General features: G+C 66.8%; 20 protein-coding genes. 3 read left to right on the top strand and 17 right to left on the bottom strand.

The annotated features are described in order from the left end of the window. Positions 1-70: 70 nt before the first annotated feature. The 6 genes from G3545_RS04955 to G3545_RS04980 form a co-directional block, all read right to left on the bottom strand. On the bottom strand, positions 71-988 hold the full coding sequence (locus G3545_RS04955) for an SMP-30/gluconolactonase/LRE family protein (RefSeq protein WP_170010400.1): 918 nt from the start codon (positions 986-988) through the stop codon (positions 71-73). Then, positions 978-1,883, bottom strand: a complete 906-nt coding sequence (locus G3545_RS04960; protein WP_170010402.1) for an SMP-30/gluconolactonase/LRE family protein — start codon at positions 1,881-1,883, stop codon at positions 978-980. The genes G3545_RS04955 and G3545_RS04960 overlap by 11 nt, the downstream gene beginning before the upstream one ends. 1 nt (position 1,884) lies before the next feature. Next, positions 1,885-2,793: an SMP-30/gluconolactonase/LRE family protein gene (locus tag G3545_RS04965; RefSeq protein WP_170010404.1), complete on the bottom strand. Its 909-nt coding sequence runs from the start codon at positions 2,791-2,793 to the stop codon at positions 1,885-1,887. Then, the gene (locus G3545_RS04970; protein ID WP_170010406.1) at positions 2,790-3,719 is read right to left on the bottom strand and encodes an SMP-30/gluconolactonase/LRE family protein; all 930 of its coding nucleotides are present in this window, start codon (positions 3,717-3,719) and stop codon (positions 2,790-2,792) included. Before G3545_RS04970 ends, G3545_RS04965 begins: the two co-directional genes overlap by 4 nt. Further along, the gene (locus G3545_RS04975; protein ID WP_206151378.1) at positions 3,716-5,392 is read right to left on the bottom strand and encodes a thiamine pyrophosphate-binding protein; all 1,677 of its coding nucleotides are present in this window, start codon (positions 5,390-5,392) and stop codon (positions 3,716-3,718) included. The genes G3545_RS04970 and G3545_RS04975 overlap by 4 nt, the downstream gene beginning before the upstream one ends. A gap of 124 nt (positions 5,393-5,516) precedes the next feature. Further along, on the bottom strand, positions 5,517-6,416 hold the full coding sequence (locus tag G3545_RS04980; RefSeq protein ID WP_170010408.1) for a LysR substrate-binding domain-containing protein: 900 nt from the start codon (positions 6,414-6,416) through the stop codon (positions 5,517-5,519). Between the two features lie 466 nt (positions 6,417-6,882). Between G3545_RS04980 and G3545_RS04985 the strand changes: the two genes are divergently transcribed. Together G3545_RS04985 and cax are read left to right on the top strand one after the other, a co-directional pair. Continuing rightward, entirely contained in the window at positions 6,883-7,662 is a 780-nt protein-coding gene (locus G3545_RS04985; protein WP_170010410.1) for a methyltransferase domain-containing protein, read from the top strand. Positions 7,663-7,824: 162 nt separating this feature from the next. Continuing rightward, positions 7,825-8,922, top strand: a complete 1,098-nt coding sequence (cax, locus tag G3545_RS04990) for a calcium/proton exchanger (protein WP_170017909.1) — start codon at positions 7,825-7,827, stop codon at positions 8,920-8,922. Between the two features lie 158 nt (positions 8,923-9,080). On the opposite strand, the gene corA is transcribed toward cax, so the two are convergent. The 4 genes from corA to G3545_RS05010 form a co-directional block, all read right to left on the bottom strand. Beyond that, positions 9,081-10,049, bottom strand: coding sequence for a magnesium/cobalt transporter CorA (gene corA, locus G3545_RS04995; protein ID WP_170017910.1), 969 nt, complete (start codon positions 10,047-10,049; stop codon positions 9,081-9,083). Between the two features lie 1,152 nt (positions 10,050-11,201). Beyond that, the gene (locus G3545_RS29600; RefSeq protein WP_246702693.1) at positions 11,202-12,131 is read right to left on the bottom strand and encodes a lytic transglycosylase domain-containing protein; all 930 of its coding nucleotides are present in this window, start codon (positions 12,129-12,131) and stop codon (positions 11,202-11,204) included. Positions 12,132-12,253: 122 nt separating this feature from the next. After that, positions 12,254-13,414: a DUF3095 domain-containing protein gene (locus G3545_RS05005; RefSeq protein WP_170010412.1), complete on the bottom strand. Its 1,161-nt coding sequence runs from the start codon at positions 13,412-13,414 to the stop codon at positions 12,254-12,256. Between the two features lie 44 nt (positions 13,415-13,458). After that, entirely contained in the window at positions 13,459-15,318 is a 1,860-nt protein-coding gene (locus tag G3545_RS05010) for an ABC transporter ATP-binding protein (RefSeq protein WP_206151439.1), read from the bottom strand. Positions 15,319-15,574: 256 nt separating this feature from the next. Here G3545_RS05010 and G3545_RS05015 point away from each other — a divergent pair, with 256 nt between their 5' ends. Further along, positions 15,575-17,377 (top strand): methanol/ethanol family PQQ-dependent dehydrogenase, encoded by a 1,803-nt coding sequence (locus tag G3545_RS05015; RefSeq protein WP_170017912.1) that lies wholly within the window; start codon positions 15,575-15,577, stop codon positions 17,375-17,377. Here the strand turns inward: G3545_RS05015 and G3545_RS05020 are convergent. Genes G3545_RS05020 through G3545_RS05050 form a run of 7 tightly spaced genes read right to left on the bottom strand, consistent with a single transcriptional unit; the run spans position 17,346 to position 23,485 of the window. Further along, complete coding sequence (locus G3545_RS05020; protein ID WP_170010416.1) at positions 17,346-18,425, bottom strand: BatD family protein; 1,080 nt, start codon at positions 18,423-18,425, stop codon at positions 17,346-17,348. The genes G3545_RS05015 and G3545_RS05020 overlap by 32 nt on opposite strands. Beyond that, positions 18,419-19,258: a tetratricopeptide repeat protein gene (locus G3545_RS05025; RefSeq protein ID WP_170010418.1), complete on the bottom strand. Its 840-nt coding sequence runs from the start codon at positions 19,256-19,258 to the stop codon at positions 18,419-18,421. Before G3545_RS05025 ends, G3545_RS05020 begins: the two co-directional genes overlap by 7 nt. Continuing rightward, positions 19,255-20,175, bottom strand: a complete 921-nt coding sequence (locus G3545_RS05030; protein ID WP_170010420.1) for a VWA domain-containing protein — start codon at positions 20,173-20,175, stop codon at positions 19,255-19,257. The genes G3545_RS05025 and G3545_RS05030 overlap by 4 nt, the downstream gene beginning before the upstream one ends. Further along, the gene (locus tag G3545_RS05035; RefSeq protein ID WP_170017913.1) at positions 20,172-21,149 is read right to left on the bottom strand and encodes a VWA domain-containing protein; all 978 of its coding nucleotides are present in this window, start codon (positions 21,147-21,149) and stop codon (positions 20,172-20,174) included. Before G3545_RS05035 ends, G3545_RS05030 begins: the two co-directional genes overlap by 4 nt. Positions 21,150-21,151: 2 nt before the next feature. Continuing rightward, a complete protein-coding gene (locus G3545_RS05040; protein WP_170010422.1) occupies positions 21,152-21,622 on the bottom strand; it encodes a DUF4381 domain-containing protein in 471 nt (156 codons plus the stop codon). Further along, positions 21,606-22,505 carry a DUF58 domain-containing protein gene (locus tag G3545_RS05045; protein ID WP_246702694.1) on the bottom strand — a complete coding sequence of 300 codons (900 nt, stop codon included), beginning with the start codon at positions 22,503-22,505 and terminating at the stop codon, positions 21,606-21,608. Before G3545_RS05045 ends, G3545_RS05040 begins: the two co-directional genes overlap by 17 nt. Beyond that, entirely contained in the window at positions 22,502-23,485 is a 984-nt protein-coding gene (locus G3545_RS05050; RefSeq protein ID WP_170017914.1) for an AAA family ATPase, read from the bottom strand. Before G3545_RS05050 ends, G3545_RS05045 begins: the two co-directional genes overlap by 4 nt. Positions 23,486-23,693 lie beyond the last annotated feature (208 nt).

The raw sequence follows: 23,693 nt of genomic DNA on the forward strand, positions 1-23,693 counted from the left end.
ATCGATTACCGTGCTCGCCTCAGTCGACATTGGCGCATCGACTTCAAAGGCAAAACGATAATACAGATAATCAGCCTGCATTTCGCTCAATACCTTGACGGAAATTCTTCACACGATAGAGATTTCCTTGCCCACAGGTAAGGTAGAGACAGGCGAGACCTTTTTCTCCGAAGGCACAGCGCGCCGGCATTTCCGCGGGAAAGGCGAGGGTTTCGATCACCGCGCCGGAGGGTGCGAACACATAGATCAGCGGTCCCGGGCCGCCACGCGCCCATCCGGCGCAGGCGACGATGTTGCCGTCGCGATCGAGGCACATGCCTTCCACGCCGCGATCCGCCTTGCCGCCGGTGGAGGTGAAGGTGTGCAGCACGCGATAGTCGCCCACCTCGCCATTATCGGCGATGGGATAGGCGCGCAGTTCGCAACGGCGCGGACCGCCGCCCTCGCCTTCCGCCACGTAGAGCGTCCGCTCGTCCGGGCTCAGCAGCACGGCGCGCGGTGCCGTCGTGTCATGGGTCACACGCGTCAGGAACCATGGCAGGAATATGCCATAGGCCTTTTCGCGTGACGCGCGCAGCACCGAGGCGTGATCCAGCGGCGGGAAGATCTGCGGGCCGGTGGCACGCACCGGATTATACGGATCGGCGAACCAGATGCGCCCTTTGCCGTCGACCGTGAGGTCGGTCGGAAAATTGTGAAACTTCCCCCTTAGCCGGCTTTGCGTCGGGCGCGACGAGCCGTCGGCGACGAACTCGATGACCCGCCGGCTGCCTTCCTGCGCGCCGTACACCTCGCCGGCCGGACCAACCGCGATGCCGTTGACCCGGTTGGTGAAGCGGCGAAACTGGGCCACCTCCCCGGTCGCCGGATCGAAGCTCATGACGCGGCTCTCGCCGACGATGGAGAACAGCACCCGGGCGCCGTCCCAGGCGACGCCGCCGGCGGCGCCGTTGAAGGGACCGGCGATGCGTTCGATTTCAGCGCGCATCGGTGCCTCCGACCGGAATCCCCGGGATCAGCATCCGGGCGCGATAGATCGCGTGATGCGTGGTGATGTAAAGCGAGCGCCAGTCATCATCGCCGAATGCCAGATTGGTGCATTCGGCGGGAATCTTAAGCCGCCCGAGCAGCGTGCCATCCGGCGCGATCACATGCACGCCCGCAGGGCCGGTGCAGTAGAGATTACCCTCTATGTCGACCTTCATGCCGTCGGCGTGCCCGACCTCCTCGCCCTGGAGCTCATAGAAGATGCGGCCATCGCCGATGCTGCCATCGGCACTCACGTCGAACACCCGGACCAGCGACTGGCGCGTATCGTTCACATAAAGCCGCGTCTCGTCCGGCGAGAAGGTCAGTCCGTTGGGGAAGACGAAATCGGTGATCACCGGCGTCAGTTCGCCACCAGGGGAGAGCCGGAACACGGCGTTGAAGTCGAGATAGCGCTGGAGATCGTCGCTCTCCATTCCGGGGATGTAGAACGCCCCGTCGCCGTCGGTCCAATAGATGGCACCGCTGGAATGCACGACGATGTCGTTCGGGGTGTTGATCTTGGTGCCCTGATAATGCGTGGCGAGCGGCACGATGGAGCCGTCCGCCTCGCGCCGCCACACCGAGCGCGACGCCCAGCCGGCGACAACCAGGCGCCCTTCGTGGTCGATGGTCATCCCGTCGGCATGGCCGGACGGATGGATCACCTCTTCCATCCCGATTCCGGGCGTCCACTGCCAGATCCGGTCCTCGATGATGTCGGTGAAATAGAGCCGGCGGTTGCGCCAGTCCCAGACCGGGCCCTCCGCGAAGGTCGTGCCGCGCGCGATCTGGACCAGCGGTGCGGTGACATCGGCGATGTCGCGCATCCTCGGGTGGCGGAATTCGACATCCATTTCAGTTCGCCCCCGTCTTCGCCGCTCCGCGCCGGTCGGTCCGGGCGCGATACAGTTCGCCTTGCGCGGTCGTCACATACAGGTCCTCGAGCCCGTCGCCGCCAAAGGCGCAGGCGGCCGGGAGATCGCCCGGAAGCGAATGGGTCGCGAGGATGCGGCCCTCGGGGGTGAACACATAGACCAGCGGCCCGGGGCCGGCCGCCCGCGAGCCGGCGACGGCGACGATGTTGCCCTCGGCATCGAGGCACATGCCCTCGATGCCACGATGCGCGCCCTGCCCGTCCCGGCCGAAGGCATGCAGCACCCGCGGCGTGCCGACCGAGCCGTCCGGCCGAACCGGATAGGCGCGCAGCTCGCGGTCGCCCGGCGAGGAGGGTTCGCCATCCGCGACGAACAGTGTTTTCTCGTCGGCGGACAAGGCAAGCGTGCGCGGCGATACGGTGTCGAAGGTGATGCGCCTCAGCGCCCAGTTGCGCCGGTCGTCGCGATGCAGCCGCAGTATCGAGCCGTGCGGCAGCGGCGGGAACAGCGCCGGCCCGAAGACCCGGATCGGATGGAAGGGATCGCAGAACCAGACCCGCCCCGCCGCGTCGACCGTGAGCGCGCAGGGATTGTTATGGTACTTGCCGTCGAGCAGCGCCTTCAGCGCCGTCACCGAGCCGTCCGCCATCAACTGGATGATGCGGCGGCCGCCTTCCTGCGCGGCATAGAGCTCGCCATTGGGACCGTAGGCCAGACCCTTGGCACGATTGGTGTAGCGGCGCGCCTCCTCGGTGGCGCCGGTCTTGGGATCGAAGCGGAGCAGACGATGCTCATCCACCGTGGTGAAGAGCATGGCCGCACCGTCCCACACCAGCCCGCCGGCCTCGCCTTCGAAGGGACCCGCAACACGTTCGAATTGCCAGCTCATCGGGCGAGCCCTCCGACCGGCACGGGAATGCCCTGCTGCTTCATGCGGATCCGCAATACGTTCTCGTAGGTGGTGACGAACAGCGTGCGCCAGTCCTCCTCGCCCCACGCGAGGTTGGTGGCATGGCCCGCGATGCGGATGCGCCCGATCAGGCTGCCGTCCGTCGCGATCACATGGATGCCGCCCGGCCCCGTGCAGTAGAGCGTGCCGTTGCGATCGACCTTCATGCCGTCGGCGACGCCGGGCTCGGTACCGGCAAGGCGATGGAAGATGCGGCCATTGCTGACGCTGCCATCGGCGGCGACATCGAACGCGCGGATCAGCGCCAGCCTGGTGTCGTTGACATAGAGGATGCTCTCGTCGGGCGAGAAGCAGAGCCCGTTGGGATAGGTGACGTCCGGGACGACAAGGCTGGTCTCGCCGCCGTCGACGCCGACCGAGTAGACGCCCTGAATATCGAGGTAGCGCTGCAGGTCCTCGCCGACCATGCCGGGAATGACGAGGCCGCCGGCCGAGTCGGTCCAGTAGATGCGGCCGTCCGAGCGCACCACGATGTCGTTCGGGCTGTTGAATTTCTTCCCGTCGTAGCGCGAGGCCACATCGACGAAGCGCCCGTCATGCTCGATGCGCCAGATGGTGCGCGCCGACCAACCGGCGACGTTGAGGCGGCCCTGCCGGTCGAAAGTGAGGCCATTGGCATGGCGCGAGCCTTCGAGGAAGGCCGAGACGCCGACGCCCGGCTTCCACTGCCAGATCGTGTCGCCGATGATGTCGGTCCAGATCAGGCGGTTCTCGCGCGCATCCCAGACCGGGCCTTCGCCGAACAGAAGGCCGTGCGCAATCTGCTCGATCTGCGGTTCGCGATCGACGATCGCGTCGAGCGCGTCGGTCGCGAGGTCGGTGCCGAAGCGGGTTCCGATCTTCATGGCAGCCACGGTTGCTTGGCCATGGCGCGCTCGTCGCTTACCGCGTCGATCACCACCGGCCGATTGGCGGCATAGGCTTCCCTGAGCGCGCCATCGAGATCCCGAGGGTCCTCGACGCGCATGCCGACGCAGCCGAAGCTTTCGGCGACCTTGGCGAAATTGATGTTGGAGTGACGCCACATCTCGTCGGCGCGGCCGCGCTGCTCTCCGCCATAAGCCTTATCGAACAGCGGAATTTCCTGATTGAGCGACGAGTTGTTGTTGACGACGGTGACGACGTTGATGCCGTAGCGCGCCGCCGTCTCCAGTTCGGCGATGTGATAGTAGAAGGCGCCATCGCCGCTCCAGCACAGCACCGGCCGATCCGGCAGCGCGCATTTCACGCCGAGCGAACCCGGGAAGCCCCAGCCCATCGAGCCGGCGCAGCGGATGAAACGTTGCGTCGGATGGCGGAGATCGATCATCGTCGATGACCAGATGCCCGAATGCCCGGTGTCGGTGACGACGACGCCATCCGGCGGCAGGGTCTCGCCGATGGCGCGGCAGATGCGCTCGGGACGCATCGGCCTGGCGCTTGACGAGAGGAACGGCTCCATCTCCGCACGCCACTGCTTCACGAAGCCGCCGACTTCCTCGATCCAGCCGGAGCGATCCGCCTGCGGCTCCCCGCGTGCGACATCCAGCAGCCTGGCCGTGGCGACTTTCGCGTCGCCGAGAACCGAGACGGCGTTGACGTAGTTGCGGCCGAGTTCGGCGGGATCGATGTCGATCTGGATGACGCGCGTGCCGCGCGGCGGCACCTGCCAATTGTGCGTCACCTGCCCGCCGGTATGGCTGCCGATGAACAGCACGAGATCGGCTCCGACCACGGTCCGGTTGGCGCAACCCCGCGAATAGGTGCCGACGACGCCGGCAGAGAGGCGGTGATCGTCGACGATCGTGCCCTTGGCGTTCATCGAGGTGGCAAGCGGAATGTTCAGCGCCTCCGCCAGCGCCAGCACCTCCGCCGCGGCGCCGGAGGAGATCACGCCGCCGCCGGCGACGATGACAGGGCGCGTGGCCCGGGAGAGCAGGCGCGCAGCCTCGCGGATCGCTTCCGGTTCCGGCTCCGGCCGGAAGGCCGGCACCCTGGTGAAGCGCTGCTCGACGATGGTGTCGAGGTCGGTGCGGCCCTCGGCGACCTGGGCATGCGGTCCGGCGATCTGCAAATGCGCCGGGCCCGGACAACCGGAGGTGGCCTCGCGGAAGGCCTGGCGCAGCAGGTCCGGCAGGCGCCTGGCGTCGTCGACCCGGGCGTTGAACTTGGTCACGGGGTCGAACTGCGTGAAGTCCTCCAGCTCCTGGTAGGCGTGCCGGTAGCGCGAACTGGGCGTCGGGCCCCCGGTGATGGCGATGACGGGGCTGCTGGCGAGCTTGGCGTCGCGCAGGCCCGCCGACAGGTTGGACGCGCCGATATACTGCGCCATGCAGATTCCCGGACGGCCGCTGGCCCGGGCATAGCCATCGGCCATGTACGCGGAGGCCTTCTCGCCATGGACCATGACGCGGCGAATGCCGAGGTCCTCCATCTCCGCGAGCCCCTTGAGCATGATCGCGGGCAGAAAGAAGACGTGCGTTACACCGCTGTCTGCCAGGAACTCGGCGAATATTCGCGAGCCGCTTTTCTGAGGCACAAACTTCCTCCCGGCCGCCCCTTCTTGGAGGGGTTTCGGCTGTTGCTATTGGCGTCGAGGAGGAAGGTAGACAGAGGCGTTTATGCCTTGAAGGATTTTGTTGTCATGGACGCATAACCAGCGGTTATCCGTTCGCAAGCTGTCCGGGCGCCACGCGATTGATGAAATCCGCCATGTAGCCGCTCAGGCGCGTCTCCGGCCGCGTCAGGATCACCACCGGCGCCGAGCCGAACAGATGCGTCGCATCGATCGCATCCAGCGCGGGATCGACGGTGCGCTCAAAGGTGATGGTCGGCAGCACGGCGATGCCGAGACCGACGCGGACATAGGCCTTGATGACATCGGCATCGATCGCGGTCATGGCGATGTTCGGCTCGATCCCGGCGCGCTCGAAGGCAACGTGCACGGCGTGGCCGCCGGGGAATGAGGCATCGAGGGTGAGCAGCGGGTGGCTGCTCAGTCGCTTCAGCGTCAGCGGAGTTTCACGGAACACCGGATGGCCGATGGGCGCGATCACGCTGCGTGCGAGATCGCGCCCACGAAAGATGCGCAGCTCACCCTCGAGTTCGCCTTCTGCGCTGGTGATGCCGACATCGGCGGTGCCGCTCGCGATGGCGCCGATCACCTGCGCCGGGTTCGCCTGCAGCAGATGCAGATGGACCAGCGGGTAGGCCTGGCGAAAATCCTTGATGATCGGCAGCAGCGCGTAGCGCGCATGGGTGTGCGTGGTGGCGATCGTCAGCCGGCCGCTGGTCTGATCCTTCAGGCTCTGATCGGAATGGACGAGATCGTTGATCTCCAGCAGCACACGGCGGGCGACGGCGAGCGTGGTGTGGCCTGCTCCGGTGAGGCCGACAATCCGGCCGCCGACCCGCACCAGCAGCTCCGCACCGAGCTCCAGTTCCAGGCTGTTGATCTGCTTGCTGATCCCAGGCTGCGAGATATGCAGCGCCTCCGCCGCACGGGTGATGCTGAAGCCGTTGTCGACGATCGCGCAGAGAAATTTCAGTTGTTCGAGCCGCATCGTCCCAAAATGCTTCCGGTACCGTCCGCATACCTGTCGCCAGGACCGACGAGGCCTGCCTCCCCGGCAAGCCCCGCACACGTCCTGTTACTGGATCCTAACATTGCTTCGCGTTCACTCTGCGAGAAGGCGAGTTGCGCAAATCCCGGGATTGGACAGAGGACGTCCTCGGCCGATCCCGCGAAATCCGGGCTGATCTACCCTACCCTACCCTCAATCGCACCAGACAACCCGGACATCGGCCGCAACCCGCGAGGAAGCCAGGGGGGCACCACCGGGTGGCGCCGCTGGCTGGCCTATTGCGGGCTGAAAGCGATCGGAGAAAGCGTGGACACCAAGGTGCAGGCCAGCAGCACAGGGCAGTGATATAACGGAACTCGCGCATCTACCAATTGCTGATTGCTGAGCCCATCGAATAAACTCCACCGATTGAATTCGGCGTTGCTGATGACCGTGGAGGGCGACCATGTCTGGCTACGCATTGGATAACTCGTGGGACAAGGCAAAAAGACGACTGGCTCTCCTGGAGTTTTACCTTGATCCGATGACCAAGCGTCGCATTGGCGCTCTGGGGCTTCGTGAAGGGGCGCGTTGTCTAGAGGTCGGTGCGGGTGGCGGGTCGATCGCACTATGGCTAAGCGAGCAGGTGGGCGCCGCAGGAAGCGTTGTGGCCACAGATATCAATGTGGCGCTGCTACAAGAACTGGTGCGACCAAATCTGGAAGCAAAGCAGCACGACATCCTATTGGAGCCATTGCCCGAGGGCGATTTCGATTTCGTCCATTCGCGATGGCTGCTTCATCATCTTCCTGATCCGGAACTGGCAATCAGCCGGATGGTCTCAGCGCTCCGGCCTGGCGGCTGGCTTCTCCTCGAGGAGGTGGACTTTTTCCCTGTCCATGCGTCCGAATCGTCCGATTACCGAGACTTCATGGTTGCGCTGACCGATACGGTCGTCAAAGCGTCAGGAAGGGACTGCTTCTGGGCACGCGCATTGCCGAAGATTCTAGCCGGCTCCGGGCTCAAGGATGTGGGTGGCGAAGGCGACTTTTCATTGCTGCAAGGCGGCTCTCCCGTCGCGGAGTTCTTCAGTCTTACCGCAGAACAGATGCAGGGCCGGATGTTGGCCTCAGGTGCGTTGGACAAAGACAAGCTCGATCGGGCGCTGGCGCTTCTGACATCTCCCGATTTCTGGGCATTCGGCGGTGGCGGAGTCTCCGTCTGGGGGCAGAAAAGCGTCAACTAGGCAAAAGTGGTTTCGCTCCTGCCTACGCCGCACGAGCTTGCCGCCTCCAACGCGGGGTGCCGAAGGCCGGCACGACGTAGCCCGGCAACGTGACGTTGGATCGATTTGGAGCTTGCACGAGGCGCCGGTTCCAAGACAAGGGAGACCTCCCTGATGGCGACCATTGCCCCACTGCTCCGGGAAATCCGCGACAACGCAGTTCTGTGGCTATTGATTGTGGTTCCTGCGGTATTCCTTGCCCAGGCGTTCCAACCCGAAGCGCATACGCTGCTGTTTGTACTCTCCGTGCTGGCGATTGTGCCCCTGGCCACGCTGCTGAGCCATGCGACGGAATCCGTCGCCGCCAGAACGGGCGATGCCGTGGGTGGCCTCCTCAACGCCACGCTAGGCAACCTGACCGAGCTGATCATTGCTCTGGCCGCGTTGCGTGCCGGACAGTACACCCTGGTGAAGGCATCCATCGCCGGAGCAATTGTCACCAACACGCTTTTCATGTTGGGGGCATCCTTCTTGATTGGAGGCCTCAAGTACCATGTGCAGGACTTCAATCGGGTCAGCGCCCGCCTCCAGACCAGCCTTCTGTTTCTCGCGGTTATCGCGATGCTGGCTCCGTCGATTGTCGCCGATGCCGATTCCGCAACCTCAACGGCGTTCGTGAACAAATTGAGCGTGGGCCTGTCGGTGCTGCTCATCGGGACTTATGCATTGGGCCTGGTGTTCTCGCTTAAGACACATCGGGAGTTCTTCGGTGCCATCGCTCCAGAGGAGGAAGCTGGCGAAGTGGCGTTGCCGTTGGGATTGGCGCTGGCGACCTTGGCCGGAGTCACGGTCCTCGTGGCATTGGTAAGCGAGGTATTCGTAGAATCGGTGCAGCACGCTGCCATCGCATTCGGAATGACCGCCGCCTTTGTCGGCTTCATTGTGGTAGCGCTGGTCGGCGGCGCCGCCGAAATGGCTTCGGCATTTTCCGGCGCAAGCAGGAATCGGCTGGACTTGAGCGTGGGCATTGCCCTGGGGAGCGCATCCCAGATTGCGCTCTTCGTCGCTCCAATGCTGGTTCTCATCAGCTACGTCATCGGCCCGGCACCGATGGACCTGCTGTTCTGGCCAGGCGCGGTTGTCATGGTGCTCATTTCCACGTTCACAGCGTTCCTGACTACCAGTGGCGGACGTTCGGCTTGGTTCGTCGGTGTGCTCTTGCTGATGGTCTATGTGATTTTCTCCATGACGCTTTACCTTCTGCCACCCGCTACGCAGTAAACGAAGAGCAAGGAGTGGGAAGCTCCCGCACCGTTTCACCCCGTCAGGGTGTGGTCCAAGCCTTTAGACGCGGGGTGGAACCACCCCTAACGCGATTGACCAACCCATTGAAAACGCACAGTGGTCATGTGGGTCCGTCAGTTCCGCCTGTGGATCCTTTACAGCCACCTGGCGCGCTTGAAGCGCACGTACAGCACCCCGCAGAGCACCGTGATCACCCCCACCACGGCGAAGTAGCCGTACTTCCATCGCAGTTCGGGCATGACGTCGAAGTTCATCCCGTAGATGCCGGCGATGGCGGTCGGGACGGCCAGCATTGCCGCCCAGGCGGCAAGCTGGCGGGTGATCGCGCCCTGGCGCTGTTGCTCCAGCAGGGTGCTTGCCTCGAACACCGAGGACAGGACGTCACGTAGCGTCTCGACCATCGAGGCGACCCGTCGGACATGATCGCGGACGTCACGGAAATAGGGGCGCACCTCGAAGTCGACGCAGGGCATTTCGTGGTGTTCGAGGCGGCTGGCGACCTCTTCCATAGGCCCGAGGATTCGCCGAAATCGCATGAGCTCGCGCCGCAGATTGAAGATGCGGGCGATTTCCTCGCGGCGGAGGAAGGCATCGAGCGCATGCCGCTCCATGGCGAGCACTTCTTCCTCGATCGCCTCGACGATGGGGAAATAGCCGTCGACGATGAAATCGAGTGCCGCGTGCAGGATGTAATCCGGGCCATACTTCAGATGCGCGGGCGCCGCCTCCAATTGCTGGCGCAAGTCGCTGTGGGACCGCGCGGAGCCGTGCCGCACGGTGATGATGTGGTTGGAGCCGACGAACATGTCGGTCTCGCCGTAGCCGATCTGCTCGCCCTCCAGATAGGCCGTGCGGGCGACCACGAAGATCTGGTCGCCGTAGACATCGACCTTGGGGAGCTGGCGGGCTTTCAGCGCGTCCTCGACCGCCAGGGGGTGGAGGTCGAAGCGGTCCTGCAGGATGCGTAGCTCGTCCTCGTCCGGTTCGAGCAGACCTATCCAGGCGAACTCGCCCTCCGCGAGTTCCAGACTCTCGGGCGCATTGAGATTGATCTCACGCCGCCGCTTTCCGTCGCCATAAATATAGGCTGCAATAACGCTCATCCGGCCTCCGACCGCTATGTTCTCAGAGGGGGCGGGCAAAGGAATACGAGCCTGCAGCTTCAACGTCAGGGCGTCGGTGCCGTTCCTAAAGTGCCTTTCCCGGTTGCTAGGTCTGCAGCCCTGCCCGCGGCCGCTTTCCCAAAGCAGGCTTGTGACCGGAATCAGACACGGGTTGGCTTCTCACCTCCCCTGCCTCTTCCACAGGCCGATAATATGCGGGCGTGAAGGTCAGCGAGTGTCCGGCGGTGTCGTACCATCCCGATGTCGGAGGAAAATCGTCACCCTTCACGTACCGGGCGCCAAGGTCGCAATAAAAGCCCATCGCTTCCGCATTGCCGTTCCTCAGCCATAGAGCCTGGCTCAGGCCCTCCTCATCGAGCTCCAGCTCCAGATGAGATATCGTTCGCCAACCCTTGTTCATTGTCACTTTGATCCTGACTGCAGATGCGCCAGCTGCCCGCTGTGCTCGCAATCCGTGAGCGATCCAATCCTGGGGCTTCAAGAAGCGGCCTGATGCGCCAACCTCGGCGTGTGCGCGAGGAAGAGGGACCAGAGGATCTCGAAGGCCGCCTTCAGCTGGAGGCGGCCGAGAGCGGCCCGTGACGACGGATCAAGCGCCGCGAACGCGCGGCTCACCAATGCGGGCTTCGAGACCGAACGTCGTATCGAGCATGCATATTGGCCGCGTCCGTGATCTGGCGATTGGCGCGATCAAAGAACCGCCGAAGGGCCCGCCTGAAAGAGCGGATCGTCATTTTCTTCTCCATGCGACCGGATGGCCGCGGAGGGAGATATGCTCTGGGGCGAATAAAACCGCGATTGGGATTGTGGCCGAGGCGTGTAAGCGCGCCATAAAGTCCGACGGAATGGTCGATGCGATACCTCGCGCGACAGGCAGGGTTCGTCGGTCTGCAACCAATCGGCGCCGGAAACGGAAAGCCGCCCCGACACCTGGCTCGCGCAGAATGCTGGAATCCGTTGGTACGTCGCGCGAACGGCAAACGTCGTTTCTGTTTTTTTATCAGATGCTTAGGCACGCCGACTTGTACTTAGACACGCCGACTTGCCGCCATCAACCGGCACCAACTCCCCCGTCCACCGTCGTCGACGGACGTTCCGAAGCGTTGCAGTGTCGAGCTTGGGGGATTGGAGCTATTGGTCGACGGACGCGGTCTTGATCAACGCCCTGAGCATGCCTTTGCGCTTGGCTTCGTAATAGTAGCCCTTGGCGTAGAGCGCCACGGCCCGCGTCTCGTTGCGGCCGGCGACCTTGTAGGCGTTGGCGAGATAGGCGACGGCATAGGTCATATTGGTGTCGGCATCGAGCAAATCCGCGGGCTCGCCACGGAAACCGAGGCCACGGGCGGTCTGGACGCGGATCTGCATCAGCCCCCAATAGGGACCATTGCGCTGTTTCGGATCGAACTTGCTTTCTCTCCAGGCCACGCGACGAACGAGGCTCGCAGGCAATGCGAAGCGATCGGCATGACGCAGGATCAACGCCTCGATCTCGGCCGGGGCCTGTGAAGCCGTGACACGACCGGCGCGGATCGGCCGCGCCGCGGGTACCGCCTCCGCAGGGGAGTTCTCCTCGAGGTCAGGCGTCGACGCATTGTCGACGGGCGGCTCGACGACGTCCTGCTCCAGGGAGGCCATCACCACCGCGGGTCGTCTCGGTGGCAGGGGAACAGGCACGCCCGTGAGCGTGCCCTGGTTTACGGCAACCTTATCCGTGAAGGACCCTCGCAGGTCTGCCGGCGCGGCGACGACCCTGGGATCGACGGAAGCCTGCCTCCAGGCAGCGAACCTCTCGCCCGACGTCGCCAGCAGCGAAGGTGATGTGAGCCAGTCCGCCGCCAATGGGGCCGACAGTTCGGCAGGAAAATGCTCCACCGGCACCAGCAATTCGGCGGGGATCGGCTGCAGAACGAGCTGCGGCCCGGAAGACACAGCCGGTCCGGATAAAGTCGCCTTCTGGGCAGAAAGGGCCTTTCGCTCAGCCGCGTGCGCAGCCTCCAGCGTCCAGACGCCGACCAGCGCCAGGCTCAGCAATGTAAGGACCGCCCCGTATCGCCCGCGCATCCACCGTCTTTCCGCGCCCAGGATATTAAGGTCTTGTTAGCACAATTGGCGGGAGGTCGAAAACCGGGCAGCGCAACGGCCCGGCATGGGATGGTGCCACACAACCTGGGAGGCGCCCCCTGCTAGCTTGCGGCGGCGCGTCGCTCCTTGAGACGCGTGGCGGCGGCGGCATAGCCGCCGGTGGCGCCGTCGACGAAATGCACATGGTCATGGCCGACCACGGATGGGACGAAACAGGTCACGATCGCCGCATCCTGCCGATGCAGGCCGTATTCGGCGACGCGATCGGCAACGGCCGCTTCCAGCCGCGCTTCCAGCCGGTCGGCAAGCGCGGGCGTGCCGTCCAGCGTCATGCGCAGGCCATCGTCGTATTTGCGGAAGTCGGCATTCTCGGCGATTTCGCGCCGATAGACCGCGGGATCGAACCTGCCGAGCCGCAAGCCCAGGCGGAATACGAGTGCGGCGCCGGTCCACTGCGCGGCGATCCTGAGGCGGCGCAGCAGCATCGGCATGCGGTCGGGCGCCGCCATCGACGCCTCGACACCGATGCCATCGGTGGCCCAGCGCAGCGCTGGTCCCTCGTCGGGGATCGGCCGCGCCGCGTCGGTCCCGCTGCCGGTCATGGCCAATATGTCGGCGATGAGCGCATGGAACGCCCCGCCTTGCTCGTCGCCGGAGGGCACGACGATCAGCGACAGGATGAATCCGTGCCGCGCCACCATCTGCTGCCAGCGGCAGGAAAGCCCGGAAAGGTCGGGTCGCGCGCCGGGCGCGGCGGCGGGCACGGCGAACTCGCCGCGCTTGAGCGCCTGCTCGGCCAGCGCGATGCCGCCGCCGGCGAACATCGCGTACCGCGCCTGCGGCGAGGTGGCGAAGCGGGCGACCCTCACGTCCCGCCCCTGCGCGCGCAGCGCCGCGACGGGGATCAGCGCCGCGCGCAGCGGCAGGTCGAATTCGTCGCGGGAGAAGGCGCTGGTGGCGGCGAGCGCCTCGCGGGCCGGCGCCGCCTCGGCAGGCGCGACGGCGAAGGTCGCGCCATCGCCGCCGAAGGCGTAGGGAAAGGGGCTGTGGTCGAGAGCATTCGCCATCGCCGCGATGATCGAGGCGCCGGCCATGTTCACCATCTTGTAGCGCCCCTGCGCGATGGCCTCGCTGGAGGCGACGACATCGGTGATGCCGATCCACCAATCGTCCGGCAGCGGTACATAGTGGCCCTGGTCCATGAGGCTGTCGAAGCGCTCGAACAGCGGCACGCGGGCATAGAAATCTTCCGTCGCCGTCATCACCACCGCGCCTTGGCCGCCACCAGGCCGTTTAGCACATTGCGCTACCGATAGCCTGCTGCCTGCAGTTCGAAGAGGTCGGCGTAGCGGCCGGCCTGCGCGATGAGTTCCTCGTGCGTGCCCGCGGCCTCCACCTTGCCCTCAGCAAGCACCAGTATGCGGTCGGCCATACGGACGCTGGAAAAGCGATGCGAGATGAGGATCGCGGTCTTGTCCTTGCTCAGTTCCTTGAAGCGCCGGAACACTTCGAACTCGGAGCGGGCATCCAGCGCCGCCGTCGGCTCGTCGAGCACCAGCACCTCCGCTTCGCGCATATAGGCGCGGGCAATCGCGATCTTCTGCCATTCGCCGCCGGAGAGTTCGACGCCGTTCTTGAAGCGCTTGCCGATCATCTGGTCATAGCCGGCCGGCAGCCTGGCGATCACCGCGTCGGCCTGGCTACGGGAAGCCGCCTGCTCGATCCGGGCGCGGTCGGTCCGCGCCGCGATCCTGCCGACGGCGATGTTGTCGGCGGCGCTGAGATTGTAGCGGACGAAATCCTGGAAGATCACGCCGATATTGCCGCGCAGATCGTCGAGATCGTACTCGCGCAGATCATGGCCATCGAGCAGGATCCGGCCCTCGTCCGGATCGTAGAGGCGGGTCAGCAACTTCACCAGCGTGGTCTTGCCGGCACCGTTCTCGCCGACCAGCGCGATGACCTCGCCGGCCTCCAGCGTGAAGCTGAGATGACGCACCGCCCAGCGCTCGGCGCCGGGATAGATGAAGCCGACATCGTCGAACACGAAGCCCTGGCGGATCGGCCGGGGAAAGGCGCGGGGATTGGCCGGCGACAGGATTTCGGGCCGGACTTCGAAGAAGGAGAAGAGGTCGTTCAGATAGAGCGCCTGGCTTGCGGTGGTCGAAAAGCTGGACAACAGGCCTTCCAGAAGGGTGCGCAGCCGGCGGAACGAGCCGGCAAGGAAGGTCAGGTCACCCACCGAGAATTCGCCGGCGAGTGTGCGCCACGCAATATAGGCGTAGGCCAGATAATAGCCGACCGTGCCGATCGCGGTGAACAGGCCGCCCCAGGTGGCGCGCCGCATCGCGAGCCGCCGGTTGGCGGCGTAGAAGTCCGCGGCGAGGCTGACATAGCGGTCGATCAGGAAGCTATTGAGGCCGAAGATCTTCACTTCCTTGGCGGTCTCGACGCTGGCGGCGGTCTGGCGCACATAATCGAGTTCGCGCCGCTCCGGCGTGCGGGTGAAATCGAGCGAATAGCTCTTGGCGTTGAAGTGCGCCTCGCCGAGGAAGGCCGGCACCAGCGCCACCAGCAGCAACGCAATGAGCCAGGGCGCGTAGAACACCAGGCCGGCGGCGAAGCTCGCCACCGTCACCAGATCCTGCGCCTGGCCGAACAATTGCCCCATCAGGGTCATGCGCCCGCTGGTCTGGCGGCGCGCCCGCTCCAACTGGTCCTGGAAATCGGCATCCTCGAAATCCTCGAGGTCGAGCTTGGCGGCATGCTCCATGAGCCGGACGCTGGAGGCGTTGGTGACGCGTTCCGACAACAGGCTGTCGACCAGCGAGACGACCCGGCCGAGAAGATCCGCCAGGACGGCGAGCACGAATTCGGCTAACAGCAGGAAGCCGAGCCATTCGAGCAGGCCGCTGGCCAGCCATTGCGCCAATGTTTCCGGCTTGCCCGGCATCTGCACCAGCAGCACGACGTCATCGATGATCAGCTTGCCGACATAGAGCGTCACGACCGGCAGCAGTGCACGCAACAGCCGCAGCACGAGCGAGGCTGCCGTCAGTTGCGGGCTGGTGCGCCAGACCATCGCCATGAAGGGGCGCAGATTGCGCAGTGCGCCGACCCGTTCCTTGAGGGTGTGGGTGTTCGGCAAGGGCGGCGCCGCCATCATTCTTCGGGTGGCCGCGGGCGCGCTCCGACCGCCATTGCTGTAGTGCCGCGGCATGAATTCGGTTCCGTAATTCGAGAGGCGTGGCAGATGCACATATGGCGTCGAAGCCGGCCCCGGCCAATTTGTCGCGAGCTCCGCACCTCGTGCCGGGGCTTACGGGCCACCTGACCGGGCTTAACATGGCGGATGCGTTTGGTCCGATGGCAGGTCGCGACCCGGTTACCGGGAGGAATTGGTGAGTGTATTCAAGGTGGTGGTGCGCAGTGCCGGCGTCGGCGTCATCCTCGCTGCCGGGCTGGTGGCGGCGCTCGGCAATGAGGACGTGCTGAAGCGCATCCAGGACCCGACGCAGCAAGTGCTCCAGACGGTCGACTACGCCAACACCCGCTACTCCCGCCTCGACCAGATCAATGCGGGCAATGTCGGCAAGCTCCAGGTGGCGTGGAGCTTCTCGACCGGCGTGCTGCGCGGCCATGAGGGCGGCCCGCTCGTCGTCGACGGCGTGATGTACCTGCACACCCCCTTCCCCAACATCGTCTATGCGCTCGACCTCGACCATGACGGCCGCATCCTGTGGAAGTACGAGCCGCGGCAGGAGCAGCAGGTCGCCGGCATCATGTGCTGCGACCTGGTCTATCGCGGCCTCGCTTATGCGGACGGCATGGTCTTCCTGCATCAGGCCGACACCACCATCGTCGCGCTCGATGCCCGCACCGGCGAGAAGAAGTGGTCGGTGGCGAACGGCGATCCGAAGAAGGGTGAATCCAACACCGCGACGGTGATGCCGGTGAAGGACAAGCTGATCGTCGGCATCGCCGGCGCCGAGTTCGGCGCGCGCGGCCACCTCAGCGCCTACAACATCAAGGACGGCACGCTGGCCTGGCGTGCCTACAGCACCGGCCCGGACGCCGACCTGCTGATCGAACCGGAAAAGACCACCGAGCTCGGCAAGCCGGTCGGCAAGGACTCCTCGCTTAGGAGCTGGCAGGGCGAGCAGTGGAAGATCGGCGGCGGCGCGACCTGGGGCTGGTTCGCCTACGACCCGAAGCTCAACCTCGTCTATTATGGCAGCGCCAATCCCTCGACATGGAACCCCTCGCAGCGCCCCGGCGACAATAAATGGTCGATGACGATCTTCGCGCGCGATGCCGATACCGGCGTCGCTCGCTGGGTCTACCAGATGACCCCGCACGACCAGTGGGACTATGACGGCGTCAACGAGATGATCCTGACCGACCAGGCCGTCGACGGAAAACCGACGCCGCTGCTCACCCATTTCGACCGCAACGGCTTCGCCTACACGCTTAACCGCGCGACCGGAGAGTTGCTGGTCGCCGAGAAATACGATGCGACGGTGAACTGGGCCAGCAAGGTCGATACGGACAGGAGCAGCCCGACCTATGGCCGGCCGGTCCTCGACCCGGCGCATGGCACCGAGGCGCAGGGCGAGGATGTCACCTATTCCGGCATCTGTCCGGCGGCGATCGGCGCCAAGAACCAGCAGCCGGCGGCCTACTCCCCGAAAACCCAGCTCATGTACGTGCCGACGAGCCACATGTGCATGGATTACGAGCCGTTCCATGTCGACTATGTCGCTGGCCAGCCCTATGTCGGCGCCACGCTGTCGATGTATCCGGCGGCGGGCGGCGACGGGCGCACCGGCGGCTTCATCGCCTGGGACAATGTGAAGGGGAGGATCGTCTGGTCGGTGCCGGAGCGTTTCTCGGTCTGGTCCGGCGCCCTCGCCACCGCCGGCGACGTCGTGTTCTACGGCACGCTGGAAGGCTATCTGAAGGCGGTCGACGCCCTCACCGGCAAGGAACTCTACCGCTTCAAGACCCCTTCCGGCATCGTCGGCAACGTCACGACCTATGAGCACCGGGGCCGCCAGTATGTCGCGGTACTGTCGGGGGTCGGCGGCTGGGCGGGGATCGGATTGGCCGCCGGCCTGACGGACCCGAATGCCGGCTCCGGCGCCAAGGATGCCTATGCCGCGCTCGGCAGCTACACCGCGCTCGGCGGGCAGCTCACGGTGTTCGCGCTGCCCGACGGCCGGTGAAGCCTGCGCGGCTTATCGCTCTCAGCATCGCGAAGACGCCGGCAAAGGCGAGCCCGCTGACCAACACGCCGAGGACGATGTCCGGCCAGTTCGTCCTGTCGGGTGCGGACGTGGCGATGCCGAGCGCGGCTTCCAGCGCCTCGACGCTGGGCCCGGTCGCCGCGATCGCCACTGTATGTGCCGGCAGCTTGGCCATCCGCATCGCGCCTGCATCGGTGTCGAACCACGGCACCTCGATCGCTGGCAGCTCGACGGCTTCGTCCGTGGTCGGGCGGATGTCCCACACGAAGGTCGCCCTCGCCCGTGGTCCGTCGCGACCGGACACCACGGGCAGCCGGCCGGGACGGCGCAGCGCCTGGCGCCGCTGCTCGGCCGTGGCTTCGTCGAGCGCGACGGCGAGCGTGGTCGCCCGCGTCACCGGGGACGCGAAGGCGATCAGCTTCGGCACCGGCGGCATGGCAAGCGGAGGAAGCTGGTCGTCGGCGACGCCCTCGGCTTCGAGGGTGACGGTGCGCCGGGTCGATTGTCCGATGCCGAGCGCCTCCGGGGGCACGCTCCAGCTTTCCGTGAGCGTCACCGAACGCGCCGGGAGCCACCAGGCGCCTTTGTCCTCCGGCATCGGCGCCACGTTCAGCGTTTGCGGCGCGCTCGCCAGCGTCACCTCGCGCCGCTCGCCGGACGCATCGATCACCGTCAGCCGGTGGGTGAAGGTCGGAATCGTCAGCATGCCGCCATGCTGCGCGAACAGCGCCAGGGTGCGCTGGAGAGCACGGGCCGGCCGGCCATTATCGGTCGCCGAGGTCCAGACGTCGCCACCGAGTTGCACGACGCGGAAGCCGGGAAGCGCTGGAACCTCCAGCTTTTCCAGTGCGATGGGCATGGTGTAGAGACCGCGAATGCGCACCAGAACCATTTCCTGCGGATAAGGCGCGCGGCCCTTGTCCTCGACCTCGACCCACAGCCGCGCGCCGGGGATCGCGACTGTGTCAGCCACGGCGGGAGATGCGGCGAGGAGAAGCAGCAACACCAGCCATCGTGCGATCACCATGGCGAGGCTCCCGGCGGTGCCGCGGTTGCGGCCTCGATGCGCCGCTGGTGTTCGGCGGCGATGCGGGCGCGCAGGAAGCGCACCGGATCGTCCGGCAGCGAGGCGAGCCATTGCAGCGTCGCCTGTGCCGTCTCCATGGTCGGCGGCGGCGCTGCCTCGCGCGGGCTCGGTCCATCCGACTTAGCGAGGCTGGTCTGGCCGCCGCCGCGGCCGGCCCGTCCGGCACTGTCCGAAGCGGCGCCCTTCGACGAGCTAACGCCCTGCTCGCTGATGCCGGCCTCGGCGTCGCCGCGTCGGTCGACCCGGCTGGAGCCGGCCTTGTCGGCACTGGCCCCGGATTCCCGCGTGCCGGCCATGCCGTCGCCCTGGGAGGATTGCAGGCCGGCGGCGTCGCCCGCAGTGTTCTCGCTGGCGCTCTCCTTGGTCGCGGTGGCGCTGGCGACGCTGGCAGCCTTGCCCTTCACGGCTGGCGCGTGCGGGCTCATGAGCGCCAGTACCAGCGCGCGATTGGCCCGCGCATCGCCATCATCCGGATCGCGCCGCAGCGCCAGGTCGTAAGCCTTGACCGCGAGCTTGAAATCGCCGGTATGGGCCAGCACGTTGCCGAGATTGTAAGCCGCCTCCGGACTGCGGGTCGCGCGCAGGGCGGAAAGCGCCTCATCATGCCGGCCGGCCTGATAGAGCGCGATGCCGCGCCACGCCTGATCGTGCAGCACCGACGCAGCCAGAGACGGCATGCCCCAATGCAGCAGCAGCCGGCCGCCACGATCGCCGCCGGCCAGCGCGACCGCGCCCGCGAGCACGCACGCCGCGATCGCGAGCACGCGCATCATGCCCGCCTCCGGAACAGCAGCAGCAGTGCCGGCATCGCGAGGATGAGGGCGTAGCGGCCATAATCGGTCCAGGCGAGAGCGATATAGTCCGCCTGCCCGGTCCGGCGGGCCGGGCTTTCGCGAATGGCCTCGGCCACGGCCGAAGCATCGCTGCCGGTGGCAAGGCGCCCGCCACCGGCGCGGGCGAGATCGGCGGCCGCGTTGAGATCGGGCAGCGGCGCGGAATCCGAGGGATGAGGCGCCGGCGCGTAGATCACATGCACATGACGGCCCTCCCCGCGGAGCGCGGCCGCCTGCGCCAGTGTCGCTTCGACGATGCCGCCGCCATCCGTCACCATCACGATATCGCCGCCCAGCATGCGCGCCTGAGCAAAGCTGCGGCGGGCGAGCGCCAGCGCACGGGTCGGATTGCTCCCGGCGTCCGGCACGACGCCGGCGGTCTCGCCCATGATGAGCGGGCGCAGTACTTGACGGTCGCCGGTGAAGGCCGCCGCCGCGTAGGCGTCTCCGGCATAGAGCACGAGCATGGCCTGCCGCGAGCCGGCCGCCTCCAGCGCCTGCATGGCGGCGAGCCGCGCATCGCCCGATCCGCCGCCGTCGGTGATTGAACGCGATGTGTCGATCAGGATGGCAAGGCCATCGAGATTGCGGAAGGTTTCCGCGGTGCGTCGCTCAACGGCAGGGCCGGCCAGGGCGGCGCCGATGATGCCGGCGGCGAGCAGCCAGAGCGAGAGGCCGGCGGACTTGGCGGCGACCACCGCGCCGCGCCGTTCCAGTGCCGCCAGCAGATGCGGGTCCACGGCGCGACGCCAGTCACCCAGCGATCCGCGCGCCCGCCAGGCGATGGCAATCAGCGCGACGAGCGGCGGCGCGGCCAGCCAGAACGGGCGCAGCAGCGTGATGTCGACGCCGCTCATGTGCGACGCCCCATGGCGAAGCCCATGAGGCAGAGCAGCAGTGCCATCCCGGCCGGATAAGGCCATAGCTCGCGGGCGATGGCGACCGGCGCGCCCTCGATGCGCGTCGGCTCCAGCGCGTCGATGGCCGCGGTCACAGTGCGCAAATCGTCGGTGGTGCGGACGCGGAACGACTCACCGCCGGCGGTCGCGGCGATATCCTCCAGCGCCGCGGCGTCCACCTGCTCGCCGGCGCCCTCGCCCGCTGTGGTGTCGCTGCCGAGCGCGATGCTGTGCACGCGTACGCCGAGCGTCCGGGCAAGTTGCGCCGCGGCCTGCGCGCTGACGATGCCGGCGGTGTTGGCGCCGTCCGACAGCAGCACCACCACTTTCGAAGCGGACGAGGAGTCCTTCAGCCGCTTCAAGGCGAGGCCGAGCCCGTCGCCAATGGCGGTGGAGCGGCCGAGCATGCCGATCTCGGTATCGGCCAGCACGTCCTGGATGGCGGCGATATCGAAGGTCGGCACGGCGGCGAGCTCCGCGTTCTCGGCGAAGAACACCAGCCCGATGCGGTCGCCCGCGCGCCGGCGCAGGAAATCCCGCGTCACCGCCTTCACCACGTCGAGCCGGCGCGCAGGCTGCCCGTCCAGCGTGAAATCCTTGGCCTCCATGCTGCCGGAGACGTCGAGCACCAGCATGAGATCCCGCCCGCTCATCGGCAGCGCGACGCTGGCGGAGATCATCTGCGGCCCGGCAAGTCCGACCACCAGCGCGACCCATGCCGCCCAGGCCAGCCAGGGAAAAGCGCGGCGGCCCGGCTCCGGCGCCCACTCGCCCGGCGCGCGCCCCTCCGCGTTCAGGAGGATGGAGAGGGGCACACGCAAGGCGGCCGACGATGCAGCGCGAGGCCGCAGCAGGACCACCGCAAGAAGCGGGAGCGGCAAGGCAAGCAAAGCGAGCGGTGACGCGAAGGCGAGGCTCGCCAGATCTGGCATCGTCATCGCGGCCGCCGACGTTTCAATAGCCGGCAAAGCGTCGTCTCGACTGCATCGACATCGGTGTCTTGGAGCGGCCGGTAGAGCGCCTCGCCAAACACCATGCCGTCGCCACGGGTGAAGAAGTCGGTCGCGAACAAGTGGTCCAGCCGGTCGAGCCAGGCCGGGCCCTGCAGGTGACCGGTGTCCGCCCCCACGGTCGCAACCGCATAATGGCGGAGCGCGACGGCGTGGGCGCAGACGCGCTCCGCCGGCTCCAGGCGCCGTGCCAAGTCGAGCTTGCGCAGGGCATCGCGCGATGGGGCGCGGCGTTGCCGCCACGCCGAGAACAGCGCGAGTACGCCCGCCAGCAGCAACGCGACCAACGCCCCAGCGGCAACACTGAGCGCGAGCATCTCGACCAGCGAGGAAGCGGGCGGCGCCGGCAGCCGCATCGCGTGCAAGGCATCGAGCGGATCAGGCATCGTCGCCATGCAGCCGCCCCAGCATCGCCATTTGCCGTTCCGGCATCAGCTCGGCGTCGAACCGCACCGCGTGCGCTCCCAGCCGGCGCAGCGCCGCGATGCGGGCCTCGCCTGCCTCGGCACGCGGATGCGTGACGATGTGGAGGCCGCGTTTGCCCTCCGGCGTTATGAACGGGTACGCACCGCGCGGCGCCGTCCGCTCGAAGGCGTCGCTGACCAGCGCGATCCGCAGGTCGACGCGGTGGGTCGCGGCGCGCACCGCGTCGTCGAAGCCGATACCGGCGCTGTCGAGCCCGCTCGCCAGCACGATGGTGCCGCCGCGCGGCAGCGCGCGCGCCGCCATCTCCAGGGCTTCGGCAAGCGGTGCCTCCGCCATGAATGGCGCGGCAATGGCCTCGCCATGGGCGCGGTGCAGGCCGCCGATGATCCGGGTCATCGCCCGGTCGCCGGCCGCCGGCTTCAGCAGCAACGGCTCGGACCCGCCAATGGCGAGCAGTGCGACCCGCCCGCCAAGGACCGCCGCCCGCCATCCGGCCAGAGCGAGGATTTCCGCCGCCACCACCGAGCGGAAGGCGCGCCGGGTGCCGAACAGCATGGAGGCGCGGAAATCGGCGAGCAGCAGCGTCGTCTGCTCGCGCTCGTCGCGGAAGGTGCGCACATGCGGCCGGCCGGTGCGGGCGGTGGTGTTGCGGTCGATATGGCGGACATCGTCGCCGTGCGTCCAGGCCCGCACCTCGTCGACTTCCATGCCCCGGCCGCGCCTCTTCGTCACGATCGGCCCCGGCAGCGCGGCGGTCCGGTGGACCCGCGCGCTTTGGAGGTTGTGGACGACATGGCGCAGGCCGAGCAGCGCCTTGATGTCGATCGCGGTGCCGGCGCCCTCGCCGATCACAGCGGCGCCACGCGCTCGAGGATGCGAGCGACCACGCTGCGCGCCGTCTCGCCCTCGGCAGCAGCGCGCCATGTCAGGCCGAGGCGATGGGCGAGGATATCCTGCGCCAGCGCCTGCACGTCCTGCGGCGTGCCGTGCGCGCGGCCCGCGAGATAGGCCCGCGCCCGCGTCGCGGCGGCAAGCGACAGCGTGCCGCGCGGCGAGACCGCGTGCTCGATGGCGGCCGCTACCTCCGGCCCGGCCGAGCCGTCGCGCGTCGCCATCACCAGCCGGACCATGAAGTCCTTCAGCGCCGGCGCCAGATGGACCGCGTTCGCCTCCTGCCGCGCCAGCCTGATCTCGTGCGCGTCGAGGCGCAGCGGCACGTCCTCCGGCGCAGAGGTCTCGCGCTCGACCAGATCGAGGATGGCCCGCTCGCTCGCCGCATCCGGCATCGTCACCGGTACGTGGAACAGGAATCGGTCGAGCTGGGCTTCCGGCAGCGGGAACGTGCCCTCATGCTCGATGGGGTTCTGCGTAGCGACGACCATGAACGGATCGGGCAGCTTGTGGGTGGTGCCGCCGGCCGTCACCTGCCCCTCGCCCATGGCCTCCAGCAGCGCCGACTGCACCTTGGGCGGGGCGCGGTTGATCTCGTCGACCAGCACCAGCGAATGGAACACCGGCCCCGGCACGAACTCGAAGACACCGGTGTCGGGACGCCACACCGGGGTTCCGGTGAGGTCGGCCGGCATCAGGTCCGGCGTGCACTGGATGCGGGCGAAGGAGGCATCGAGACCGCCGGAGAGGCGCTTGACCGCGCGCGTCTTGGCGAGGCCGGGCGCACCCTCGATCAGCACATGCCCGCCGCTGATGAGGGCAATGAGCAGCCGCTCGACCAGCGGCGTGCGGCCGATCAGCCCGCGCTCCAGCGTCTGCGCAAGGGCGGCGACGCGATGCTGCACCTCGGTCTGTGGCCGGGTGACGGCCTCGCGCATCATGTTCATGCCTGCCCCGCGGTTGTTGCGATCCGAAGCGCAGTGTCTAGCGAATACCGCCGCTAGGAACGGGGCGATCTTCCCGAACCCGGTTGGGCAAATTTCCCGATACTCGCGCTGCCCCTTGCCTGCGCGCTACGTCAGGCGCGAAATCACCCCACGCGGCTAGAGCATGTTCCGCAAAAGTTGGAAGACTTTTGCGATCAGAACA

The organism is Starkeya sp. ORNL1 (genome assembly GCF_012971745.1).
GTDB lineage: Bacteria > Pseudomonadota > Alphaproteobacteria > Rhizobiales > Xanthobacteraceae > Ancylobacter.